The sequence below is a fragment of the Mucilaginibacter segetis genome, assembly GCF_016522075.1.
Taxonomy (GTDB): Bacteria; Bacteroidota; Bacteroidia; order Sphingobacteriales; family Sphingobacteriaceae; genus Mucilaginibacter; species Mucilaginibacter segetis.
Genome location: NZ_JAEHFW010000001.1, coordinates 1795687 through 1815254, shown reverse-complemented (window position 1 = coordinate 1815254; position 19568 = coordinate 1795687). Strand labels below are relative to the sequence as shown.

The window sequence follows — 19568 nt, the reverse complement described above, 5'->3', positions numbered from 1 at the left end:
CTTAAATTTTAGTTAGTTTGCGGTGGTTTGCTTAATGTCGTATCCAACAGTCCCGGCCCCGGCGTTAAATAACGCCCGTTCTTATCTTTCTCCCTGACTAGGTCCAAGCCACTGTTCACGCCCGGATCATTCGGATCTACCCCATACAACATCCATCGAGGAGCGGGTTTATCTTTCAAATAATGATCAAAGAATTGCTGCATTCGTATGCTAAAATCTTCACCAGAGGCACCCCATACTCCATGATCACCATCGTCATATTGCAACAGCCAGGCTTTTTTATTATTACGACGCAGACCAGTGAAAAATGCAATTGCATCCTCTATCGGACAGAGTCCGTCTTTGGTTGTATGCATCAGTAAAACGGGAGTTGTTACCTTATCGGCATTGAAGATGGATGAATTTTTAATATATAAATCTGGTCGGTCCCACAGAGAATAAACCATGCGAGCTTGGCCAATTTCAAAAAAGCCATATTGAGCTGATCCGTCATCATTGATGTGACCGGCAGTCGATGTAAAATTTGAAATGCCAGATGCGCTACAAGCCGCAGAAAACTTGTTGGTATTAGTTACTAAATAATCGGTTTCAACCCCGCCAAAACTGCAACCTTGGATTCCTATCTTAGTAGAATCGACAAAGGCTAACTTTGAAACATACGAAGCCGCTGATACTACAGCATCATATGTACCTTGCATCGGATCGCCCAATGAATAATATATATCAGGCGAAAAGATTAAATAGCCATTACTTACGTATGATGGAATATTTATGACACAGCCAGACGTCAATTCTTCAGGTTCATTAAAATTGTGGAGTCCGTCTGACTTTCGTTCATAATATTGGAAGATAACAGGGTATTTTAAATTCGGATCAAAGTTTTCAGGTTTATAAAGAATACCTTTTAATATTCTTCCATCTAAACTTTTCCATTCATGGAGTTCGGTAGTTAACCAGTTGACATTTCTTTCAGGATGAATTTCACTTATCGGTTGAAAGCGTTCAAAATCAGATGTCACAAAAAGATTGGGGCTTTCCCTCTCACTCATTCTTTGTAATAAATAGATTCCACTGTTAGACCATTTAATTGTCGTATGTGCAAGATTATCAACGTAGGGGTTACCGGGAAGCGAATAAACATATGGCCCCATGCTTAATTTCTTTGGGTCGGCAAAATTGTTAATAGACGAGGTATAGAAGCCATTTTCCTTAGTCTCAACATTAAAGGCGTTTAATATAAGTTGGTCACTTTCTTTGTAAATATTATTCTCTTTACCGACATCTTCAATTGAAAAGGCAATTCCTCTTTTTTTACCCGAACTATTAGTCAAATTTATAGGCTTACTCGTAGCTTTAAGACTAAGCTTCCAAATGTCATAGTCATCATATAATAAAACGCTGTTTTCTTCGGGAATCCATGCCGCTATACCCCGGACATCTAGAAATGAATTAGGTAAATCAGAAGCATTCCTGTTTAGCCATGATGTACTAATCCCATTAGTAATATTTCGGTATTGGTTTGTTGAAACTTCGTATGAAACAAAGTTTTGGCTATCGGGATCATAGAATAAAACAAATTGCCCATCGGGTGACAGTTTCACGCTTCCACCAACAAATCCTTCCAGTCTTTTTAGTTCTGTGGTTTTATTAGTGTTTAGTGCATTTATAAACCAACGGTTCACCGTTAGTTTGTTCCAATTTTCCTCGCCTCTGGCATTAGACAAAGCTGTTGATACTAGTGCCACCTCACCTAATGTTGTGTTACTTCTAAACTCAATAGAAGCATTTTGATAAATAAGCGGTACTATTTTAGACTCTCCAATTAGCACATATCCTAAATAGCTGGGTGTATGACTTCCTTCTTTAATCATTTGAGAGGGTAATTTGGCATCCTGATAGTTCCAAACTGTTAAAGGAACTTTAACTTTTAATGCGAAAGCCTGCTTAATACGAGGTTTTAAATTAAGTATCAAACCTTTTTCATCGTCTGAAAAAGACTTGATACTCAATACGGATAATGAATCTTGGGCGCTCTCCGCATATATAATTTGCGCTTCGTGCTTAACGATGTCAAATTGACTAATAGTTTTTAAGTCCGAATTCCTCTCATTAACAAGATATATCAATTTCGAACCCGCCTTATTGAAAAACAGATTATTAAATGAAGTACTTGTAGCTATAGTAAGTTGATGACCGGATTCCAATTCGACCAAGGTCAACTCTGCACTATTTGACTGGTGTTTAACTACCAGTGCCAAATATTTGCCATTATCCGAGAACTGCCATTTTTGGGCATTAGCAAATAGCAATTGCTTTGTCGTACTGAGATTCCTTAAGATAAGCTTTTTGCTATTTCGCATAGCAAAAGCAATCCAATGACTCGATATGCTATAATTCTCAACGCTATCAATAAACTGACTGGTACCTCCTTTTAAATCTAAGATTTCAACTTTATTACTTGAATCGCGGAAAACAGCAAATTTGGCATCTTCAGTAAATTTTGCATTATCTGCGGAACTTTTTGGAAACTCCCATTGCTTCCCATTTTGCACATTCCTTATAATCAACGTAGAAAAACCAACAGGTTTGTTTTTGATACCATACAAAACGTAATTACCATCATTACTGATCTTTGCCCCCCAATCCAAACTCTGCCAGGTTTTATAGGTATTACTGTCAATTGCTGACTTTTGGCCAAAAGCAATATGTACTGAAAGCAGCAGCCAAATTCCAACTATATATTTCATAATTCTATTCATATTAGGTGTTTCAAGAGATTAATTGTCTGTCTTCCAGGTTGGAATACCTTTTTCCATCTTTGATATCGCTTCTAAGTATACTTTTTTATCGTCGGCCAGTTCAAGCGCTGAGCGTTCCAATTTTAGCGCTTCTTCTTTTCTACCTAATTTGTATAAAATGTTGGCATAGGTGTCAAAAGCATAGGGATCAGTACTATCAAATTGCTCGATGTCATACTTCATGACCTCTGCGGCAAATGCCAAAACATCTTTGTCACTAACATGTTCAAATACATCCCAGGAAATATTATTGATATGAAACTCATTATTTTTCAACTGACTCTTATAATAAAGAACATAATATTCTCCGAATTTGTCCCATTCTTTGCTCACGGTCCAGTAGTAAAATAGGCGCCTTCCGATAATATATGCCTCTCCAAAATCCCCATATTTTGACTTTACTTTATTCTGAATTTCATCCCAATGCGGAATCATATTGTTCTTTAAAAAAGGATCAATTTCCTCTCGCTGAATAATGTCTTTTATCTTTCGAGCAGCAGCGTTGGGGCCAAATATAGCATTAACTTTTTCTGCGTTATTCTTAAATAGCACCAATCCAGGATCAGTAGATTTTTGGGTGATTACACTGATAAAGCGAAGGTTTTCGAGTGTATAAAGGCTATTCCGGCTGTTGATATAAGCACTACTCAATTCCTTAGTCCGAACCGTATCTTTTTGCCTTAAGGAAATCAATATCAATCGTCTTAAAAAAACCGAATCTCGCTTACCATTGTCAAAATCTTTTAGAAATTCAGCATAACGCTCGTCTGTATCATGAAGATCGATGTCTTTAACCGCTACGCTTTTAGCAACAGCATCATTGCTTTTAATTATCGTTCCGTTTATTTCCCGTAATCTGGCCATCGGTATCTTAATGATCTCCCGATCATAGGTCATCAAGCCATTTTCTTCCCCTTCCACATCAAAAGGCTGCGTGTATATGGAGCCGCTCAAACCTTGGACCTCTAACGTCTTCAACTGATTGGTCATTTCGCGATACCGCCTTTCCAACTGATCCGGAGTTACTTGTACATAGCCCCATCCTTGCAAATCATCCCATTGATGTCCTGGAACGGGAACACCCACACCGCCAAATTCGCCTAAAACCATTGACTTGCTTGGAAGTTGTAAAGGGTTTCTTGGATCAGGATAAGAATGTACGTCAGTCAGGTCGCTATTGATATAAGGTTGTTTCGATGGCGATCTTAGCTTATCGTTGACATATAGCAACTCTCCTGAATGACCATTTACAATCCTGGATGGATCATAATCCTTCATCCATTTGGTGAGCCTTTCCTGATCATAAGCTCCCCAGCGTTCATTAAACAGCACCCAGGTCGTAATCGATGGATAATTGTGCAGTTGATCCAAAGCTTCTTTGGCTTCTTTCTCAAACTCGTCTTTGGCACCGGCAGGTAAAGACTGATTGGGATTGACCATATCCTGCCATACCATCATCCCTAATTTATCGGCATAATAATACCAGCGAACTGGCTCAATCTTAATATGTTTCCTGATTGTATTGAAGCCCATTTCTTTGATCGCTTTGATGTCAAACTCCATGGCTTCATCTGTGGGTGCCGAATACAAACCATCCGGCCAGAAACCCTGATCCAGAACCCCCAGATTATAAACATATTTGTTGTTTAAGAAAATGCGATTAAAACCCTTTTCATCTTTCTGAATAGCAACCTTTCGCATTCCAAAGTAGCTTTGTACTTTATCTACGACCTTATTGCCTTTAAGCAATTCCACTGACAGGTCATATAAGAAAGGATCATCAGGGAACCATAAATGCGCATGAGGAATTTCCAATGATACTTGCGCACCTGCTTTTCCATTAACAGATGAAATTTTCTTTCCTTCAGAAAATGCAGTAATACGAACGGAATAGTTTTCATCAGTACCTGCCATATTTGTAACAACCTTCAATACGCCCTGGTCAACGTCCGGAGTCGATGTTAACCCACTGATATGAACAGCCGGAACAGTTTCCAACCATACGGTCTGCCAGATGCCGCTACTCGGCGTGTAGTAAATATTAGCGGGATTTAGCACTTGTTTCCCATGCGGACCAATTCCTTTATCCGTAGGGTCGTAAACTTTTACAACAATTTCGTTGTTTTCCCTATTCAAAAAGGGCGTGATGTCAAAGGAAAATGCGGTGTATCCACCGGTATGGTTGCCCGCTTCTTTTCCGTTGACAAAAACAGTCGCTTGCCAATCCACAGCCCCAAAATGCAATAACACCTTTTCACCAGTTTTCAGTTTGGGCCTGTTGATGATCCTGCGATACCATAGGTTTTGCTCTGGCTTCAGGCCTTTCTGAACACCTGAAAGCGCTGATTCCAAAGGATAAGGAACCAGTATTTTACCGTCAAAATTTGACGGTAAAATACTGGTTTGAACAGTTATTGCGTAATCCCACAAGCCATTTAAGTTTGTCCAGGCCTTTCGTTTCATTTGTGGCCTTGGATAAGCTTCCAGGGTATGATTTGGATCAACATCCTTTGCCCACCTGCTTTGCAGGAGAATTTGCTTTACTTTCCAATTTTGACTAAATGCCTGAAAGAAAAATAAAGTCAAAGCAGTGGCAAATAGTATTCCTTTTGTGAATCTCATCAGTTAAATTTTTATTTTATAAATGCTAACTTTTAATACCCCGGATTTTGCGTTAGATTTGGATTTGCATTTAGTTCATAGAATTGGATCGGATATAACTGGTCTGTAGAATTCCAGATTCCACCTTTTAAAGGCGTAACCACAGACATGATCGCATCTACCTTGTTTAACCTTTTTAGATCCAGCCAGCGATGTCCCCATTCCGTAAAGAGCTCCACCTGGCGCTCATGCAGTATCGCATCTACGGCTTCCTGCTGTGATGCAAAATTGATTTTAGCTAAGCCAGCTCGCTGACGAATGACAAAAAGGTCATCCGCTGACCCTGAAAGGTTATTCTGCATGGCCCTCGCTTCCGCCCGAATTAAATATTGTTCGGCGAGCCTAAGGACGGTTGAATATTCCGTAACCGGTGCATTTCTTGCCGAAACCTTATATTTATAGGGATAGTAATAAGTTACATTCGGAGTGACCGTTGTATTGGTAAAGCTATTCACCCATGAAGCTCTTCTTTGGTCACCGGTTTCAAAACTACTTAGCAATTGATTGGAAAGATATACAGGAATAATATCACTAAGCCCAGTAGAAGGAATTACAAACGTACGCGCCTCCTCCGTATTCCAACCGGTGTTTACGGGTTGCAATTGCCAAATGGCTTCCTTGCTGTTTTTTAAGAATATATCATTTAAGGGCAAAATTGAAAATAGTGAACTGTTATTGATCACCTCTGTGGCTTTAGCCTCTGCTTCCGCATATTTCTGGTTATATAACAGCACCCTGGCCAGTAATGCTTTGGCTGCCCACTTATTTGGCCTTACCCTCTCATTCGTTGAGTTAACCAATGTATTGTCTACAAAACCCGAACTAAGTGCCAGCTCCGCTTCTTGTAAATCTTTGATGATTTGTTGATATACTTCGGATTTAGGGCTTCGTGGTTTAAGCGTATTTACTGTATAGTCTGTAGAAAGTACCAAAGGCACATCTCCGTACAAGTTAACCAAATAGAAATAATTAAAGGCCCGCATAAATTTCGCTTCACCCAAAAGTTGCTGTTTAACTGCGGGACTCAAAGTGGCGGAAGCCTCTATGCCTTCTACAGCCTCGTTACAAGTATAGATAGTATTATAAATCTCGCTCCAATAAGTTTTAGCCCCTATATTGTTAGCAGCTAGCGAATTAGAGTAGTATGCCACATAGGTACTATTTGTACCAAAAAGACTTAACTCATCACCCGATAAGCCCGTTAGAAAAGGTAAGGTCTTAACAGAAGTAAGAGAAGTTATACCCGCGGAACTCATCTTTATATAGACCCCTGTTAAGACAGATGTGGCTATTTCGTTATTTGAATACACATTAGCCTTTGTTATCGAAGTTTTAGGCGCATCTAATTCAATAAACTTTTTGCACCCTGACCCGAGCATAAGGGTCGTTGCTGAAACCAGCACTATTATCAAGAAGCGGTAATCAGCTATTTTATATTTTAGGATATTTTTCATCTTTTAATTTCTTTAATTCTCAGCTTCATTTCAGATTAATTACAATGTTAACTGAACACCGAAAGTCCAAACCTTTAGTGGCGGTAATACTGAAGAGGTTTTCGTTTCAGGGTCCAAGCCTGGGTAATTTGTAAATGTCAGGAGATTCTGGCCAAGTGTATATACCCTGATGTTCTGCATGTGAATTTTGCTGGCTATCGGCTGAGGCAGTTGATAAGAAAGCGATAAATTTTTTAACCTGATATACGAAGCATCTCCGTACCCGCTATCACTATTTTGGGCATTGGCATATGGTGAAAATTGACCATAATCTGAATTGTAACGCTGAATTTCAGTTTGGTCACCAGGCTTTTGCCATCTGTTTAGCACCGAAGTAGGTTGATTTCCTAGGCCGAATGAGGTACCGGGTAAACCTAGCCCAAAATAATCGCCTGTTGGCCCTTTTTGTTTAACAAACTGTAGCAGAAAGCTTAAGTCAAAGCCTTTGAATTGAAAACTGTTCTGGAAACCACCGTAAAACTTCGGTGCAGTGTTAACAATTGCTATCCTATCATTATTGCTACTAACTGAAGTTGTAATGTTGCCATTGTGATCTTTAAAGGCATATAAGCCTGTTGCTGGATCAACACCCTCAAATTGATACTTTCTAATTATCGTAATTGGCTCACCAACAATCCAGTTCGACTTGTAAACAGTTTGTGCTATATTATCAAATTTTAAAAGTTTGTTTTTTGGAAGCGTAAGGTTTATAGAAGATGACCATTTAAAAGCAGCACTTTTAATATTCGCTGTATTTAAAACTAATTCCCATCCGCTATTTTGGACGGTCGCTGGCAAATTGGCTGAAATATTTCCAAAGCCTGTTGATAAGGAAAGGGAATTGCCTAGTAGCTGGTTAGATGAACGGTTCCTATAATAGGTTGCGTTCAACAGCACGCGATCCTTAAAAAAGCCCAAATCAAGCCCAAACTGTAATTTCCTGGTTTCTTCCCATTGTAAATAGGGATTGGAAAGATTGGTCGGTTCTACACCCTTAGATCCCAGATATGGTAAATCAGACTTAATGACCCGATACAAACTAAGATAGGAATAATCCGGTATCTGGTCATTCCCAGTCGTTCCAAAACTGCCACGAAGCTTACCTAGACTTAAAAAAGTTAAGCTTTCTTTAATTAGCGTTTCTTCCGAAAAAATCCAAGCTGCACCTATTGAAGCAAAATTATGGAAGCGGTTTTCCGGGCCAAATCTTGAGCTTCCGTCGCGACGGGCGGATAAATTGATCAAATATTTATCCTGGAAATTATAGTTTAAGCGACCAAAAAGGGCATTATACGCATAATCTTTATCAAGAACTGAAGTGGACGTTACTTGGGCAGCAGCACTTATATTTTCCAGGAAAATATCATTTAGAAATCCCCCTGCAACAAATTGCTCTCCGTGACTATGGGATTTCTGAAATGTGCTTCCCAATAGGAAATCCAACTTACCACCGCCTAAAAGTCTGGAATAGTTAAGCTGCGGTTCTATTATCCAGCTATTGATATTGTAATCACCGTAGACACCGAAAGGTGTATTATATTGACGATCTTGTGGTGGGTAATAATTAATCGACGTTAACTGGTTGTCCTTGCTTTGCATATTCGTATAACCCATACTAACCGAAGCCGTCAAGCCGTTAATGATATTATAGCTCAATAAACCGTTAGATACCAGGTTATTCGTCTTGTTGTTGTAATGTGCCATCGTATATTGCAGAGGATTAATCCACGTTGAGCTGCCTGAGGAGTTGACTTGCCAGTTCAGACTGCCATCCGGATTATAAAGTGCGGGTGCCACGGGCGGCAATTGAAGGGCATAATAAGTAAGGTCCTGGCTGGGTAATTGATTATTATCAAATAAATAGCTGCCGGATAATTGTACCTTGAATTTTTTGTTGGCGGAAGTATTGTTAATATTAAAATGCAAAGAAGCTTTTTGATCAGAAAACTCACCCGGGAAAACCGTTGTTTCGCGATGATAAGCAGACCCTATCAGGTATTGCGTGTTTTCATTTCCACCTGAAAGACTGACCTGCATATCTGTGTAGTGCGCACTATTTCCTATCAATTCTTTTTGCCAGTCGGTTGTGCGTGTAGTATCCCAGGCGCCATTTAAATCATAATCATAATCTGCTATTGAAATACCATCATTTTTTAGTGCCTCGTGGCGCATCTGCAGGTATTGCTGAGCATTTAGAAGATCCATGGTGCGGGTCACTTTTCCCACACCTTGCTGGAGATTAAAGTTCACCCTGGTATCACCTGCTTTACCTTTCTTGGTCGTAATCAAGATGGCACCATTGGCTGCTCTGGAACCATAAATGGAAGTAGCGTCGGCATCTTTCAACACGGAAATACTTTCAATATCCTGCGGATTAATAAAACCTAAAGGACTATTCCCGACCATTGCAACCTGCCCATTCGGTGAAGCTAGAATACTCCCCAAATTTGGCAATGACTGTGAACTGTAGGGCACCCCGTCAATCACATACAGTGGATCATTTCCGTTACCCAGGCTATTCTGTCCCTGGATCTTCACACTTACTGCTGTACCCGGAAGACCCGTAGCCTGTTGAATAAACAATCCAGGAACATTTCCTTCCAGCGCCAGTAAAGGATTATTTACAGGTTGTCGTTCAATGTCTTTCGCAGATACCGAAGAAACATTCCCTACACTCAACCGCTGACTCGTTTTCCCATAAGCAATCACCTGCACCTGATCCAACTGCGACTCCGCCACCTTCATCACCATATTCCCCATATTCGCCGCAGCCTTCACCTCCAACTGCTGAAAACCAATAAAAGAAACCACCAGCGTCGCATCCGGCTGCACCTGCCGCAACGTAAATTCCCCCCGCGCATCCGTCGTCGTCGCCTGGCTCCCATCCTTCACCTTCACCGTCGCCCCCGGCAACGGCTGCCCCTGCTCATCCACCACCCGGCCATTCACATCCACAGCCACCCAGGCCGCCCGGATCCTGTCCAGCAAACTCATTTCCTTCTCCTTCAGCACAATCGCATTATTCACAATCGTATAGCTCAGCGGCTGCTCCCGGAACACCTCATCCAGCACCTCCCTCATCTCCGCATCCTTCACCCGGATACTCACCGCCTTCGCATCCTTCAGCATCTCCTCCGTATACACCAAATTAAAGCCGCTCTGGCTCCTGATCTCTTTTAAAACTTTCGTAAGCGGCGCCCGCGACTCGGACAAACTGATCTTCTGCGCCCGGGAAGCGGCGCTCACCTGTAACAAGGTCACGATCAGCAATAGCGTAGTTATTTTCATAACCATGAACATTTTCCGGGGCAGTTTAAAACACAGCCTCCCCGGCATAAAAGCATTTAAATTCATACTTTTGTATGGGTTTGAGTTAATCTTGAAATTCTATTAGCCAATATTTTTTCATTGACCGCCTGGCGGTCAAACGGGTAGCTCAAACTGATTGACGTGGAGGTGGTGGTACACCTTCACGTTTTTTTTTGCCCCCGGCTGCCCTAAGGGCTAGGTTTGTAAACGTCTCTGCATAGTTTTCTAATTAATTACGGTAATCGTTCTATTCTGAATCTTAAAATGTACTTTACCTGTGGCCTCCAGCGTACGCAACACCTCGGAAACCTTGTCAAAACGCGACACGCCCCCGCTGAAATTGGCCGCCGGCGCCGGCCCCTTATAATTAATCTCCACATTATACCAGCGCGAAACCATACGCATCACCTCGCGGATATCCGCCGCCTGGAACATGAACAAACCATTCTTCCAGGCCGTGATCACCTCCGTATCGGCCGCCTTCACCACTAACTGATCCCCTACGCTGCCCGCCTGCTGGCCCGGCCTTAAGGTCACGCCACCGTCCCGGCCGGACAGCTGCACCCGCGCCGCACCCTCCGTCAGCGTCGTCCTGACCCCCGCCTCATCCTTGTACGCATTGATATTGAACGCCGTCCCGATATCTTCGATCAGCTGGTCCCCTGCCCGCACCCTGAACGGCTGCCGCGCGTTGTGCGCCACCTGGAAATACGCCTCCCCCTCCAGCTCCACCTCCCGGCTGTTCCCGGTAAAGGCCGCCGGGTACCGCAAACGCGAAGCCGCGTTCAGCCATACCTTCGTACCATCCGGCAGCACCACCTGGTACTGCCCGCCCCGCGGCGTTCCTACGGTATTATATACCAGTTCCGCCGGATTATGACCGCTATGCGCATCGTCATAAACCAGCAGGCCATCCGCCGTCTTTTTCACCGCCCGGCCCGCCTGCTCCGCGACCGTCCCGTTCTTCGCATCCGTCAGCGAGATCCGCTGCCCGCTGGACAAGACCAGGTAAGCCTTATTGCCCCCCGGCAAAATATCCTGTTCCGTTTTCACCACCGCCACCGGCGGTGCCGGCCGGTGCAGCAGGAAATAGCCGCCGGTCCCCAGGGCCAGGATAATCGAAGCTGCCGCCGCCACGCGCGGCAACAAGCGCTTCACCCTCGCCGGCCGACTCACGTCCTCCAGGTGTTCCAGCACCGCGTCAAAGGTCTTCAGCCGCTCCAGCTCCGACAGCGCTTCCGAACTGTCCGCCGCCACGTGCAGGTACCATTCATCCAGCACCGCCTTTTCCGCATCCGTAATCGTGCCCAGCTTATATTTTTCCAGTAATCCTTTGATCGCTTCGTCTTGCATATAACCGTAAGACGGCCAACCTATGGGCAGGGGGGTATTGGTGATGAAAAAATTATTGTTTTTATTATTTGTTATTTGATAGATTGCATTGGTTTTCCTAAACACCATGTCTATGCCTGTCGCACCTAACCTCAGTATCCTTACCTTTTTCACCAAGACAACCAGTAGCTCCGAAAAGGTGTTATTTATAAGTGTTAAGCCTGTAGCAGATGTCTTTCATGAAGCAGAAATCTTTTGGTATCCGGGAAAAGGAGTTGGTGGTAAAGCGCAGTGGATTTGGGAAGCGCTTAACATTAAGCAATGGTGCGCGTGCGGGACAGACTACATGATGCAGCAATTGTTTGATGAAATTATCACGCAAAAGCTTCTTATAATTGGAACCCATCAAATCACTTTAGAGATTTTTCCGCATGAGTTGATTCGGTTTGAAAACCGACCGTTCAAAAGCAGATACGAAACCGTGAGCGATCAATTGAAAAGTAACTCATTAAGTGGTATGCCACATGGCTTTATGCAACAGGAGAATCTCCAATATCTTTCAGGATACAAAACAGGCTCCCACCTGATCAAGCCCTTGTTTCCCTTTGGCTTTTTTGAACAGGACTTTATCTACCGAAAATTAAAAGCCAACATCTGGGGTGTAAAGACTTTTCGCCGGCCCTATCTTACCTACAGGGGAGTGACTAAGACATCGATCAAAGGTATAGGCAGCAAACAACTCGTAGGCTTTTATCAACATAATTACAGTCCGCATCAGCCTTTGACCGTTTCAGTAGTCAATGAACGTCAGGAAATGATCGGCCAAAGCATTTTTCCTTGCGGCACTCCGGTTTTCAAGATCGATTTGACTGAACCGGTCATGAAAGGAGCCGTTCAAGTTTACTCAGGCAAGGTACTCGAGCAGGAGAATGAATTTGTCCTGCTCCAGGATATCCAGATCAATACAAATATTTCGAGCGGGAATTTTAAGGACCATTATGGCAGAAATTTCATGCTCGGCGATTCGGCCAAAGCCCGACCAACTGAAATAGATAGTTTCACCTGGCAAAGACACGCGTACGCCGACCACAAAGAAGCTGACCAAAAGCTCTCGGATCTGTTTCGTAATGTATTCAATTACTTAGGGCCGGATATTCTGATCGCAGATCCTTATTTTATTGGCAATATCAAGCTGGATGAAAACGGGTCAGGCATGCAATTGCAGCATTGCCAGGCTGCGATGGTCAACGCGATTTTGCATACTGCAATCGAAACCGGTACCGAATCATTCCGGGTCATGGGTTACTGGGGCCGCGCCAGCAACCAAGCGGATAACGACGACGAAACCAGCCAGTCGAAAATCGAACAGTATTTTGAGAAATACGATCACTACTTTCAGTCTTTTCGGCGGATCGATGATGTAGAAAAGTACCTGCCGATCGGCTGCCTATTTTTTTACAATGCCCGGGAGGAATTTCACAACCGCTACTGGTTTGGTCTAAAAAAAACCGATGAGGAAATATTATTAGAAAAAGTAGTGATCATGACGAATAGTCTGGGTAATATTAATGAGCTCGATATCATGCCCATCATCAATGAAACACAGCGCCGGCAGATTGCCGGGAAATACAGCGAAATTTTTAGTAAAGCGGAACTCAAACTGAATGTTTAAAATGGAAGAATTATTGCTAAAAATAGAAGAAAAGCTGCAATCTGCCCAAGGGGTAAATTGGCTGATCGTTCACGAATTGGTAAATATCCCAGTAGCGGTAAATGATATAAAGTTTTCTTTTGTCGATGGTAAAGAAGATCTGTATGAGCCGTTTAAGGTCAGCCCCGGCTACGTCACCTTAAATACGGCAGAAGCCTACCAAATATTTAGTAGTCGGTTGATTCGGTGGCTAAAAACCTACAGGAAACAAATTCCTGTGCTGGCCCAACTCTATGCACTAGTTTCCCGCATCAACCATCCCCAGGAGCAACTATCCCTACAAGAATTATTCAAATCCGCATTGCCTAAAAAATGGAAAACTGAACTCTACGGATACATGATCGCCACCTTAAATGGCGATTACTTTAAGCATCTTCATTACTCGCTTAAGGAGATTACCAATGTAGAAGATTGGTTGACTTTGATACGGTCCGCGCAATATCGCCATCATATCGCTGATCCTTTACTGGCAGTACTCCACCTTGTCAAGATTCCAGGACGCCATTTATCTTATTCACTTATAGAAGATATGGCGCCCATGTTGCGGTCAACCTTAATAGGTTGGTATGGTTATGAGATTCGCATCAGTGTTAATGAACGGGCAGCCATCTATGGAAATCCAAATGAGCGTATGTTCCTGACCGCGATCTTACTGGAGTCTGGTAACCACACTGACACACCACCATCTTGGTTAAAATATCCTTTAATAGAAAAAACGCTGGATACTGACTGGGAAACAGTTGGTCAGTACCTGTTTCCCCAGATTTACGGACTAAACTTCCGTAAGCGGCAACAGAATAAAGTCCACCAGGCTATGAAAAAACTAACCGGCAAATTTCTGCGAGCCAAATTGAGTCAAAAAGAGACGGCGGCGGTTTGGATCAGCCGACTGGAATTTCCCAAACATTTTATAGCGGTATGTTCTTGGTTGATCGAGAAACCTGCGAATTTTGGCAAATTACCTGATCATTGCGGTATGCAATTATTAGACCAATTCCTGTCGGAGCTTAACAGAATCGGCCGACAGATTCCCGAACTTATAGCCGAAAAAAACAGCAGCGATCCTTTCCTGACCTCTTATGTCGGAGAGAATCAGTATCTCACTGCTATTGCTTACGCTTTAATCTTGTTATTGGATACCAACGAAGCGCAGCTAAAGCTGCTAAAAAAAACCTATTTTACATTCAAGCCGCTGTTTTATGGAGGTTACCGCTCAAAATATCTGGCTACCCGCTTTGCCGAAATACAGTTATTGATTGCCTTATCTGGCCCGAACCTGACTAATATTTCTAATGATCGATTTCTTAAATTAAACGAATTACTGCAAATAATCAGCGATACTATCTTAATTCCGTATATACACCTCACTGAAAGAGAGGAAGATATTTGGAACCCTGACTATGAGTTTGGCATTTCGCTGAGCAATATGGGCAGGCAGCAAATCAATGCTTATTTAAAAAAAATACTAACGAGCTCCATGTTACCGTATTATCAAACTTTTGTAGATCGCCTGTCTTCAATAAAGACAGCAGAATGGCCTTATGAACGCCTTTAATACCATTTCTATGACTTTAGAAGAATTTGAACAAGATTGGGAAAGCAAGTCGGCTAATATCAGTGCCGATTTGGCTTACACCAAAAATCTGAACGAGCATTTCGTTACAACACAGTTGGCCATCCATCGTCTCCACGATTTGATGCTATTAACATCTGACAAAGCCGAATTACAGCATTTCATGCTCTTGGGCTATGAGATATACGCTCTCAACTACCAAATACTGGCGCATATTCCTGATTTCGCGGCCAAACAGCGTCAACAACTTATGGCTCTATCCAAGGGAACTATTAAGGAAGAAAAGTTATACAACGTTACGCTCAACCCACAACAGGCTACAGCTGAACAGGATTTTTTAGCTAGCCTAAAAGAACGTGATTTCCTTATACAGGATGCGCTCATCACACCTGACCGCAACTTGGTCATTCTGCTAATTAACCCGCAACCCGAAACTCTACATGCTACTGCCACTGCTTACCACCGGGAAATCGACGCCAAAGGCTTAACATTTCGAAAAATCCTGTTTTATGATGTTGCTACTGCAACCATCGCTCCGGGCGTGTATGGCGTACCTTTGTTTGAGAAGCCGTTGAACTATTAATGACAAAGAATTAATAATAATATATCTAAATATATATTGTATTTACTAAAACTGCCTTCTTAATTATACAGACTTAGATCGAACGCAAGAATTGCTAAGATTGAATTCTCCGTCTAAATATCTAAAACTGACGGTTGGCGACGAAGGCCTGTTGCCTGCCAGGTTTGATTTCATTAACTTTGCCGCATGGTCAATGAAATTCCGGGCGTCAATATGGCGGAGCTCCGCCTAAGGGGCTTTAAGGTGCATGAACTGCCTGCGTATGTCGAAGTACCGGCCGTCCACGGCCGCCGTGATTTCTATAAAATGGGTTTGGTGACCGGGGAAATGACCATTGGTTATGGCGGGGAAATCCTGGAACTGAACGGTACGGTGCTGTTCTTCGTCAACCCCAGGGTATCGCGCTCCGTGGTCCGGCGCTCGGTGAATACCACCGGCTATGCCTGTATCTTTACCGAAGCCTTTATGCCGCCGATTGTCAAAAAATCCCCGCTCTGGAATGCCGCGGAGAACCCGATGATCCCCCTCAACAAGGAGCAGGCCGCTTTTATCCGGGGCATGTTTCAGAAGATGATGGCTGTCCATCATAGCGATTACAGCAATAAGGCCGATGTGATCAAAAACTGTATCGAACTCGTCATTCACGAGGCTTTGTCGATACAGCCGCCGGGCCGCAGCCCGCAGACAGGTGCCGCCAGGCTCACCCATTTGTTTATGGACCTGCTGGAGCGCCAATTCCCGATCGAACATACTGCAGCACCGCTGAAATTAAGAACGGCACAGGACTTTGCGGCAGGTCTCGCAGTGCATATCAATTACTTGAACCGCGCCGTCAAGGAAACGACCGGCAGACCCACGTCGGTGCATATCGCGGAACGCATCGTGGCCGAGGCCAAAGCCCTGTTGCAGCATACGGACTGGAGTATCGCCGAGATCGCCTACGCGCTCGGCTTTGACTATCCCAGCTATTTTAACAACTATTTCAAACGCATAGCGGGCGTGGCGCCCAAGTCGGTCAGGTTTGAAAATCATAAGTAATGGTTTGATTATCGTTCCTCCGCTTGTCTTTTTTGCCGGACCTTTGGGTCATGAAAATATTAGTTACCGGCGCTACCGGCAAGGTCGGCAGCCGCTTAGTCCCCCGTTTAATTGCCAAAGGCTACGACGTTCGTGTGTTGGTACGCGATGCCGCCAAAGCCCCGGCCAATGCAGAAGTCTATGTTGGCGATCTGTTTGATCCCACTACCCTGCCCGCCGCGGTCGCCGGCGTAGACGCCGTAGTGCACTTAGCGGCCCTCTTTCGCACGATGGATAACGACAGCATTGTCAAAACCAACCATGACGGCACGATGGCGCTTGCTGACGCCGCAGTAGCAGCGGGCGTCAAGCGCTTCGTCTTTACCAGCACCAGCAATGTGTACAGCCCGGGTTGCGGACACCCGGCCAAAGAAGGCGATGTCGTCAATCCCAATGATCCGCGGGCTTATTCATCCAGTAAGATTGCTGCGGAACAAGAGCTGCTGAAGAAAGACCTGGATGTCCGCATATTACGCCTGGCTTTCGTGTACGGCGACGAAGACCCGCACATCGAAGAGATCCTGCCCCTGTTAAAAAAATGGAACCGCCACCCCGGCTGGCGCATGCAAATGGTGCATCACCTGGATGTAATGCAGGGCATCCAGTTATTATTACAGACCGACGGGCTGAACGGCCAGATCTACAACATCGCCGATGACGCCCCCATCAGCCTCTACGAACTGGCGGAGGCCTTCGGCCAGGCGAACGACATTTTCGGTACCCAGCAAGGCCCCCTGGCTGATCCCTTCGAAGGCATCATGGACCTCGCTAAAATCCGGAAGATCGGTTACCGGCCGCTGGTATCCAGTTATTATGTGGCGCACGACCTGGATAGCTTATAATCGCTATCTTTGGGTATGAAGTTCGATGTGCATTTACCCTGCGACCCATTGCTGCCCTGTGTCAAGCACCTGGTCATTTCGGAAAATGAACAGGAGCATGCCTATAACGTGCTGCCGGATACCGCGCTTGTGATGGGTTTCCAGTACCGGGGCAACTTATCCTATTGGGGAACCGGCCAGCAGCATCATTTAGCGCCGGCAGGGATCACCGGCCTGACCGACAGGTACCGCACCTTCCAAAATACGACCGGCACCGGTTCGGTACTGGTCGTTTTCCGCGAACATGGCGCCGCGCGCTTCCTGAAAACACCCCTGCATGAACTCTTTGGGGAGAGCTTGTCCTTAGACCATTTCTTCGATCGTCCTTCCCTGGCGCAATTACAAGAGCAGCTGGCAGGCGCACAAAGCGACCCGGCCCGTATTGCCCTGGTCGAACAGTTTTTGATCCGCGCTATGCGGGACCAGCCGACGGACCTGTTGGTCCGTTCCGCCCTGCACGCCATTCATCAGTCCCAGGGCAGCATCCGCATCAGCGACTTGGCTAAACAGTTAAATACCAGTGCCAGCCCGCTGGAAAAACGTTTCCGCGCGGAGGTCGGTGCCTCGCCAAAAAAATTCGCCACGATCGTCCGTGCCCGCCATGTCCTGAACGCCATGCAAAACGGCCAGCAAGGCTATGCCGACTATTTAGCTTCCTATTATGACCAGGCCCACTTTATCAAAGACTTCAAAAAGTTCGCCGCCGTCACGCCCGAACAGTATCTGAAAAGTTTGAAATAAACGGATTTTTACAATGGCCGCCCCTACCGGCCGGCTACCTTTGAACATGTTCACATTACAACAAATGAAGGCGGCACACGCCAAAGTCAAAAGCGGCGCGGATTTTCCCGCTTACGTACAAGCCATCAAACAACTGGGTTTAGTCCATTACGATTTCCAGGTCCGGGACGGACAAACCGAATACCACGGCGCCGGCGGTTTTCAGATCAACAGTGATCCCATCTACCCCGAAAAGACGATTTCAACCAACCCATCGGCCCAGACACTTCAGCAGATCATCACGGAGCACCAGCAGGGCAAAACTGATTTCCTCACCGTTTGCCAGCAGGTCGCCGAAGCCGGTGTGGCCAAATGGACGGTCGACACGCAGGCAATGGTGTGTACCTATTATGATCGGGCAGGAAACAGGATTCTCGCCGAACCCATACCCGAACAGGCGTATTGACCATGTCCGATGACGGCGATCATGATAATATTTGTAACTTGTAGGGGTCATATATCATCCTAATTATAAAAAATGAAGCCAAGTATAAGTAAGCAGTATGCGTAAAAAACGAAGCCCTATACCCGTTAACCCGATGGCGACCGAATTTGGCCGGGGTATCGCCATCGAGCGAATGGTGATCGACGACCTGAAAGATTTCCAGGGCAGCCAGGATGCGCACCGGCATGACGGCCACTCCTTCTTTTTGCTGGAACAAGGCACCGTGCAGTTAGAGATCGATTTTCAGTCCTGCACGCTGACCGCACCGGCAGTGATCTATATTCATCCCGACCAGGTGCATTTTACGCTGAACTCCGAAGCACTGATCGTCAACAGCCTGGTCATGACGGACGAGTTTGTACGGCCCGAATACCTGAATAGTCTCGGGGAACTAGTGCCCGCACCGCCCATTGCCCTGCGCCCCGGACAACTGTTGCTTATACTGGAAATGTTCGCGCTCACGATCAAATTACAGACTACCGGCCGGGCCTTCATCGATAGCTGCAATGCCATCGCCGCCTGGGTCATGGACCAGTATGCGGGCACCACGGAGCCGCATTCCCGTTTCGAAGTAATCAACCGCTCCTTCCGAAAACTGCTGGAACAGCACTACCGGACCGATAAACGCCCGGCGGCCTATGCCGAAAAGCTCCATTTGTCCGTCCCCTATCTGAACGAATGCGTCAAAAACGTGACCGGGTACCCGGTTTCCCACCATATCCGGCAACGGGTCATCCTGGAAGCCAAACGCCTGCTTTACCACACCCCCTTATCGGTCAAGGAAATATCCGCCCTGTTAGGTTACGACGATTACCCTTACTTTTCCCGGCTCTTCACCAAGATGACCGGTCAAAGCGCCCTCGCCTTCCGAAACCGCGATTAATCCAATACTCGCTGCGAAACAGCCTTGTCCTCTGCCGGATTT

13 protein-coding genes are annotated in these 19568 nt (G+C 45.0%); 8 read left to right on the top strand and 5 right to left on the bottom strand.

Going from position 1 to position 19568, the window contains the following annotated elements:
• Positions 1 to 8: 8 nt before the first annotated feature.
• The 5 genes from I5M19_RS08350 to I5M19_RS08330 all read right to left on the bottom strand — a co-directional run bounded on the left by I5M19_RS08350 (position 9) and on the right by I5M19_RS08330 (position 11722).
• Positions 9 to 2747, bottom strand: a complete 2739-nt coding sequence (locus I5M19_RS08350; RefSeq protein ID WP_200065747.1) for an alpha/beta hydrolase family protein — start codon at positions 2745 to 2747, stop codon at positions 9 to 11.
• A gap of 30 nt (positions 2748 to 2777) precedes the next feature.
• Positions 2778 to 5420 (bottom strand): glycoside hydrolase family 2 protein, encoded by a 2643-nt coding sequence (locus I5M19_RS08345; RefSeq protein WP_200065746.1) that lies wholly within the window; start codon positions 5418 to 5420, stop codon positions 2778 to 2780.
• 32 nt (positions 5421 to 5452) lie between these two features.
• Entirely contained in the window at positions 5453 to 6838 is a 1386-nt protein-coding gene (locus I5M19_RS08340) for a RagB/SusD family nutrient uptake outer membrane protein (RefSeq protein ID WP_200065745.1), read from the bottom strand.
• Positions 6839 to 6952: 114 nt separating this feature from the next.
• Positions 6953 to 10240 carry a TonB-dependent receptor gene (locus I5M19_RS08335; protein WP_200065744.1) on the bottom strand — a complete coding sequence of 1096 codons (3288 nt, stop codon included), beginning with the start codon at positions 10238 to 10240 and terminating at the stop codon, positions 6953 to 6955.
• A 246-nt stretch (positions 10241 to 10486) separates the two neighbouring features.
• Entirely contained in the window at positions 10487 to 11722 is a 1236-nt protein-coding gene (locus I5M19_RS08330; protein WP_200065743.1) for a FecR family protein, read from the bottom strand.
• 4 nt (positions 11723 to 11726) lie between these two features.
• Here I5M19_RS08330 and I5M19_RS08325 point away from each other — a divergent pair, with 4 nt between their 5' ends.
• The 8 genes from I5M19_RS08325 (at position 11727) to I5M19_RS08290 (ending at position 19526) form a co-directional block, all read left to right on the top strand.
• Positions 11727 to 13265, top strand: a complete 1539-nt coding sequence (locus I5M19_RS08325) for a hypothetical protein (RefSeq protein ID WP_200065742.1) — start codon at positions 11727 to 11729, stop codon at positions 13263 to 13265.
• A gap of 1 nt (position 13266) precedes the next feature.
• Positions 13267 to 14859 (top strand): hypothetical protein, encoded by a 1593-nt coding sequence (locus I5M19_RS08320; protein WP_200065741.1) that lies wholly within the window; start codon positions 13267 to 13269, stop codon positions 14857 to 14859.
• 10 nt (positions 14860 to 14869) lie between these two features.
• Positions 14870 to 15460 carry a hypothetical protein gene (locus I5M19_RS08315; protein WP_200065740.1) on the top strand — a complete coding sequence of 197 codons (591 nt, stop codon included), beginning with the start codon at positions 14870 to 14872 and terminating at the stop codon, positions 15458 to 15460.
• Between the two features lie 186 nt (positions 15461 to 15646).
• Positions 15647 to 16498 (top strand): helix-turn-helix domain-containing protein, encoded by an 852-nt coding sequence (locus tag I5M19_RS08310; protein WP_200065739.1) that lies wholly within the window; start codon positions 15647 to 15649, stop codon positions 16496 to 16498.
• Positions 16499 to 16548: 50 nt separating this feature from the next.
• Complete coding sequence (locus I5M19_RS08305) at positions 16549 to 17379, top strand: NAD-dependent epimerase/dehydratase family protein (protein ID WP_200065738.1); 831 nt, start codon at positions 16549 to 16551, stop codon at positions 17377 to 17379.
• 15 nt (positions 17380 to 17394) lie between these two features.
• On the top strand, positions 17395 to 18159 hold the full coding sequence (locus tag I5M19_RS08300) for a helix-turn-helix domain-containing protein (protein WP_200065737.1): 765 nt from the start codon (positions 17395 to 17397) through the stop codon (positions 18157 to 18159).
• Between the two features lie 46 nt (positions 18160 to 18205).
• Positions 18206 to 18604, top strand: coding sequence for a DUF1398 domain-containing protein (locus tag I5M19_RS08295; RefSeq protein ID WP_200065736.1), 399 nt, complete (start codon positions 18206 to 18208; stop codon positions 18602 to 18604).
• Positions 18605 to 18737: 133 nt separating this feature from the next.
• Entirely contained in the window at positions 18738 to 19526 is a 789-nt protein-coding gene (locus I5M19_RS08290; RefSeq protein ID WP_200065735.1) for an AraC family transcriptional regulator, read from the top strand.
• Positions 19527 to 19568 lie beyond the last annotated feature (42 nt).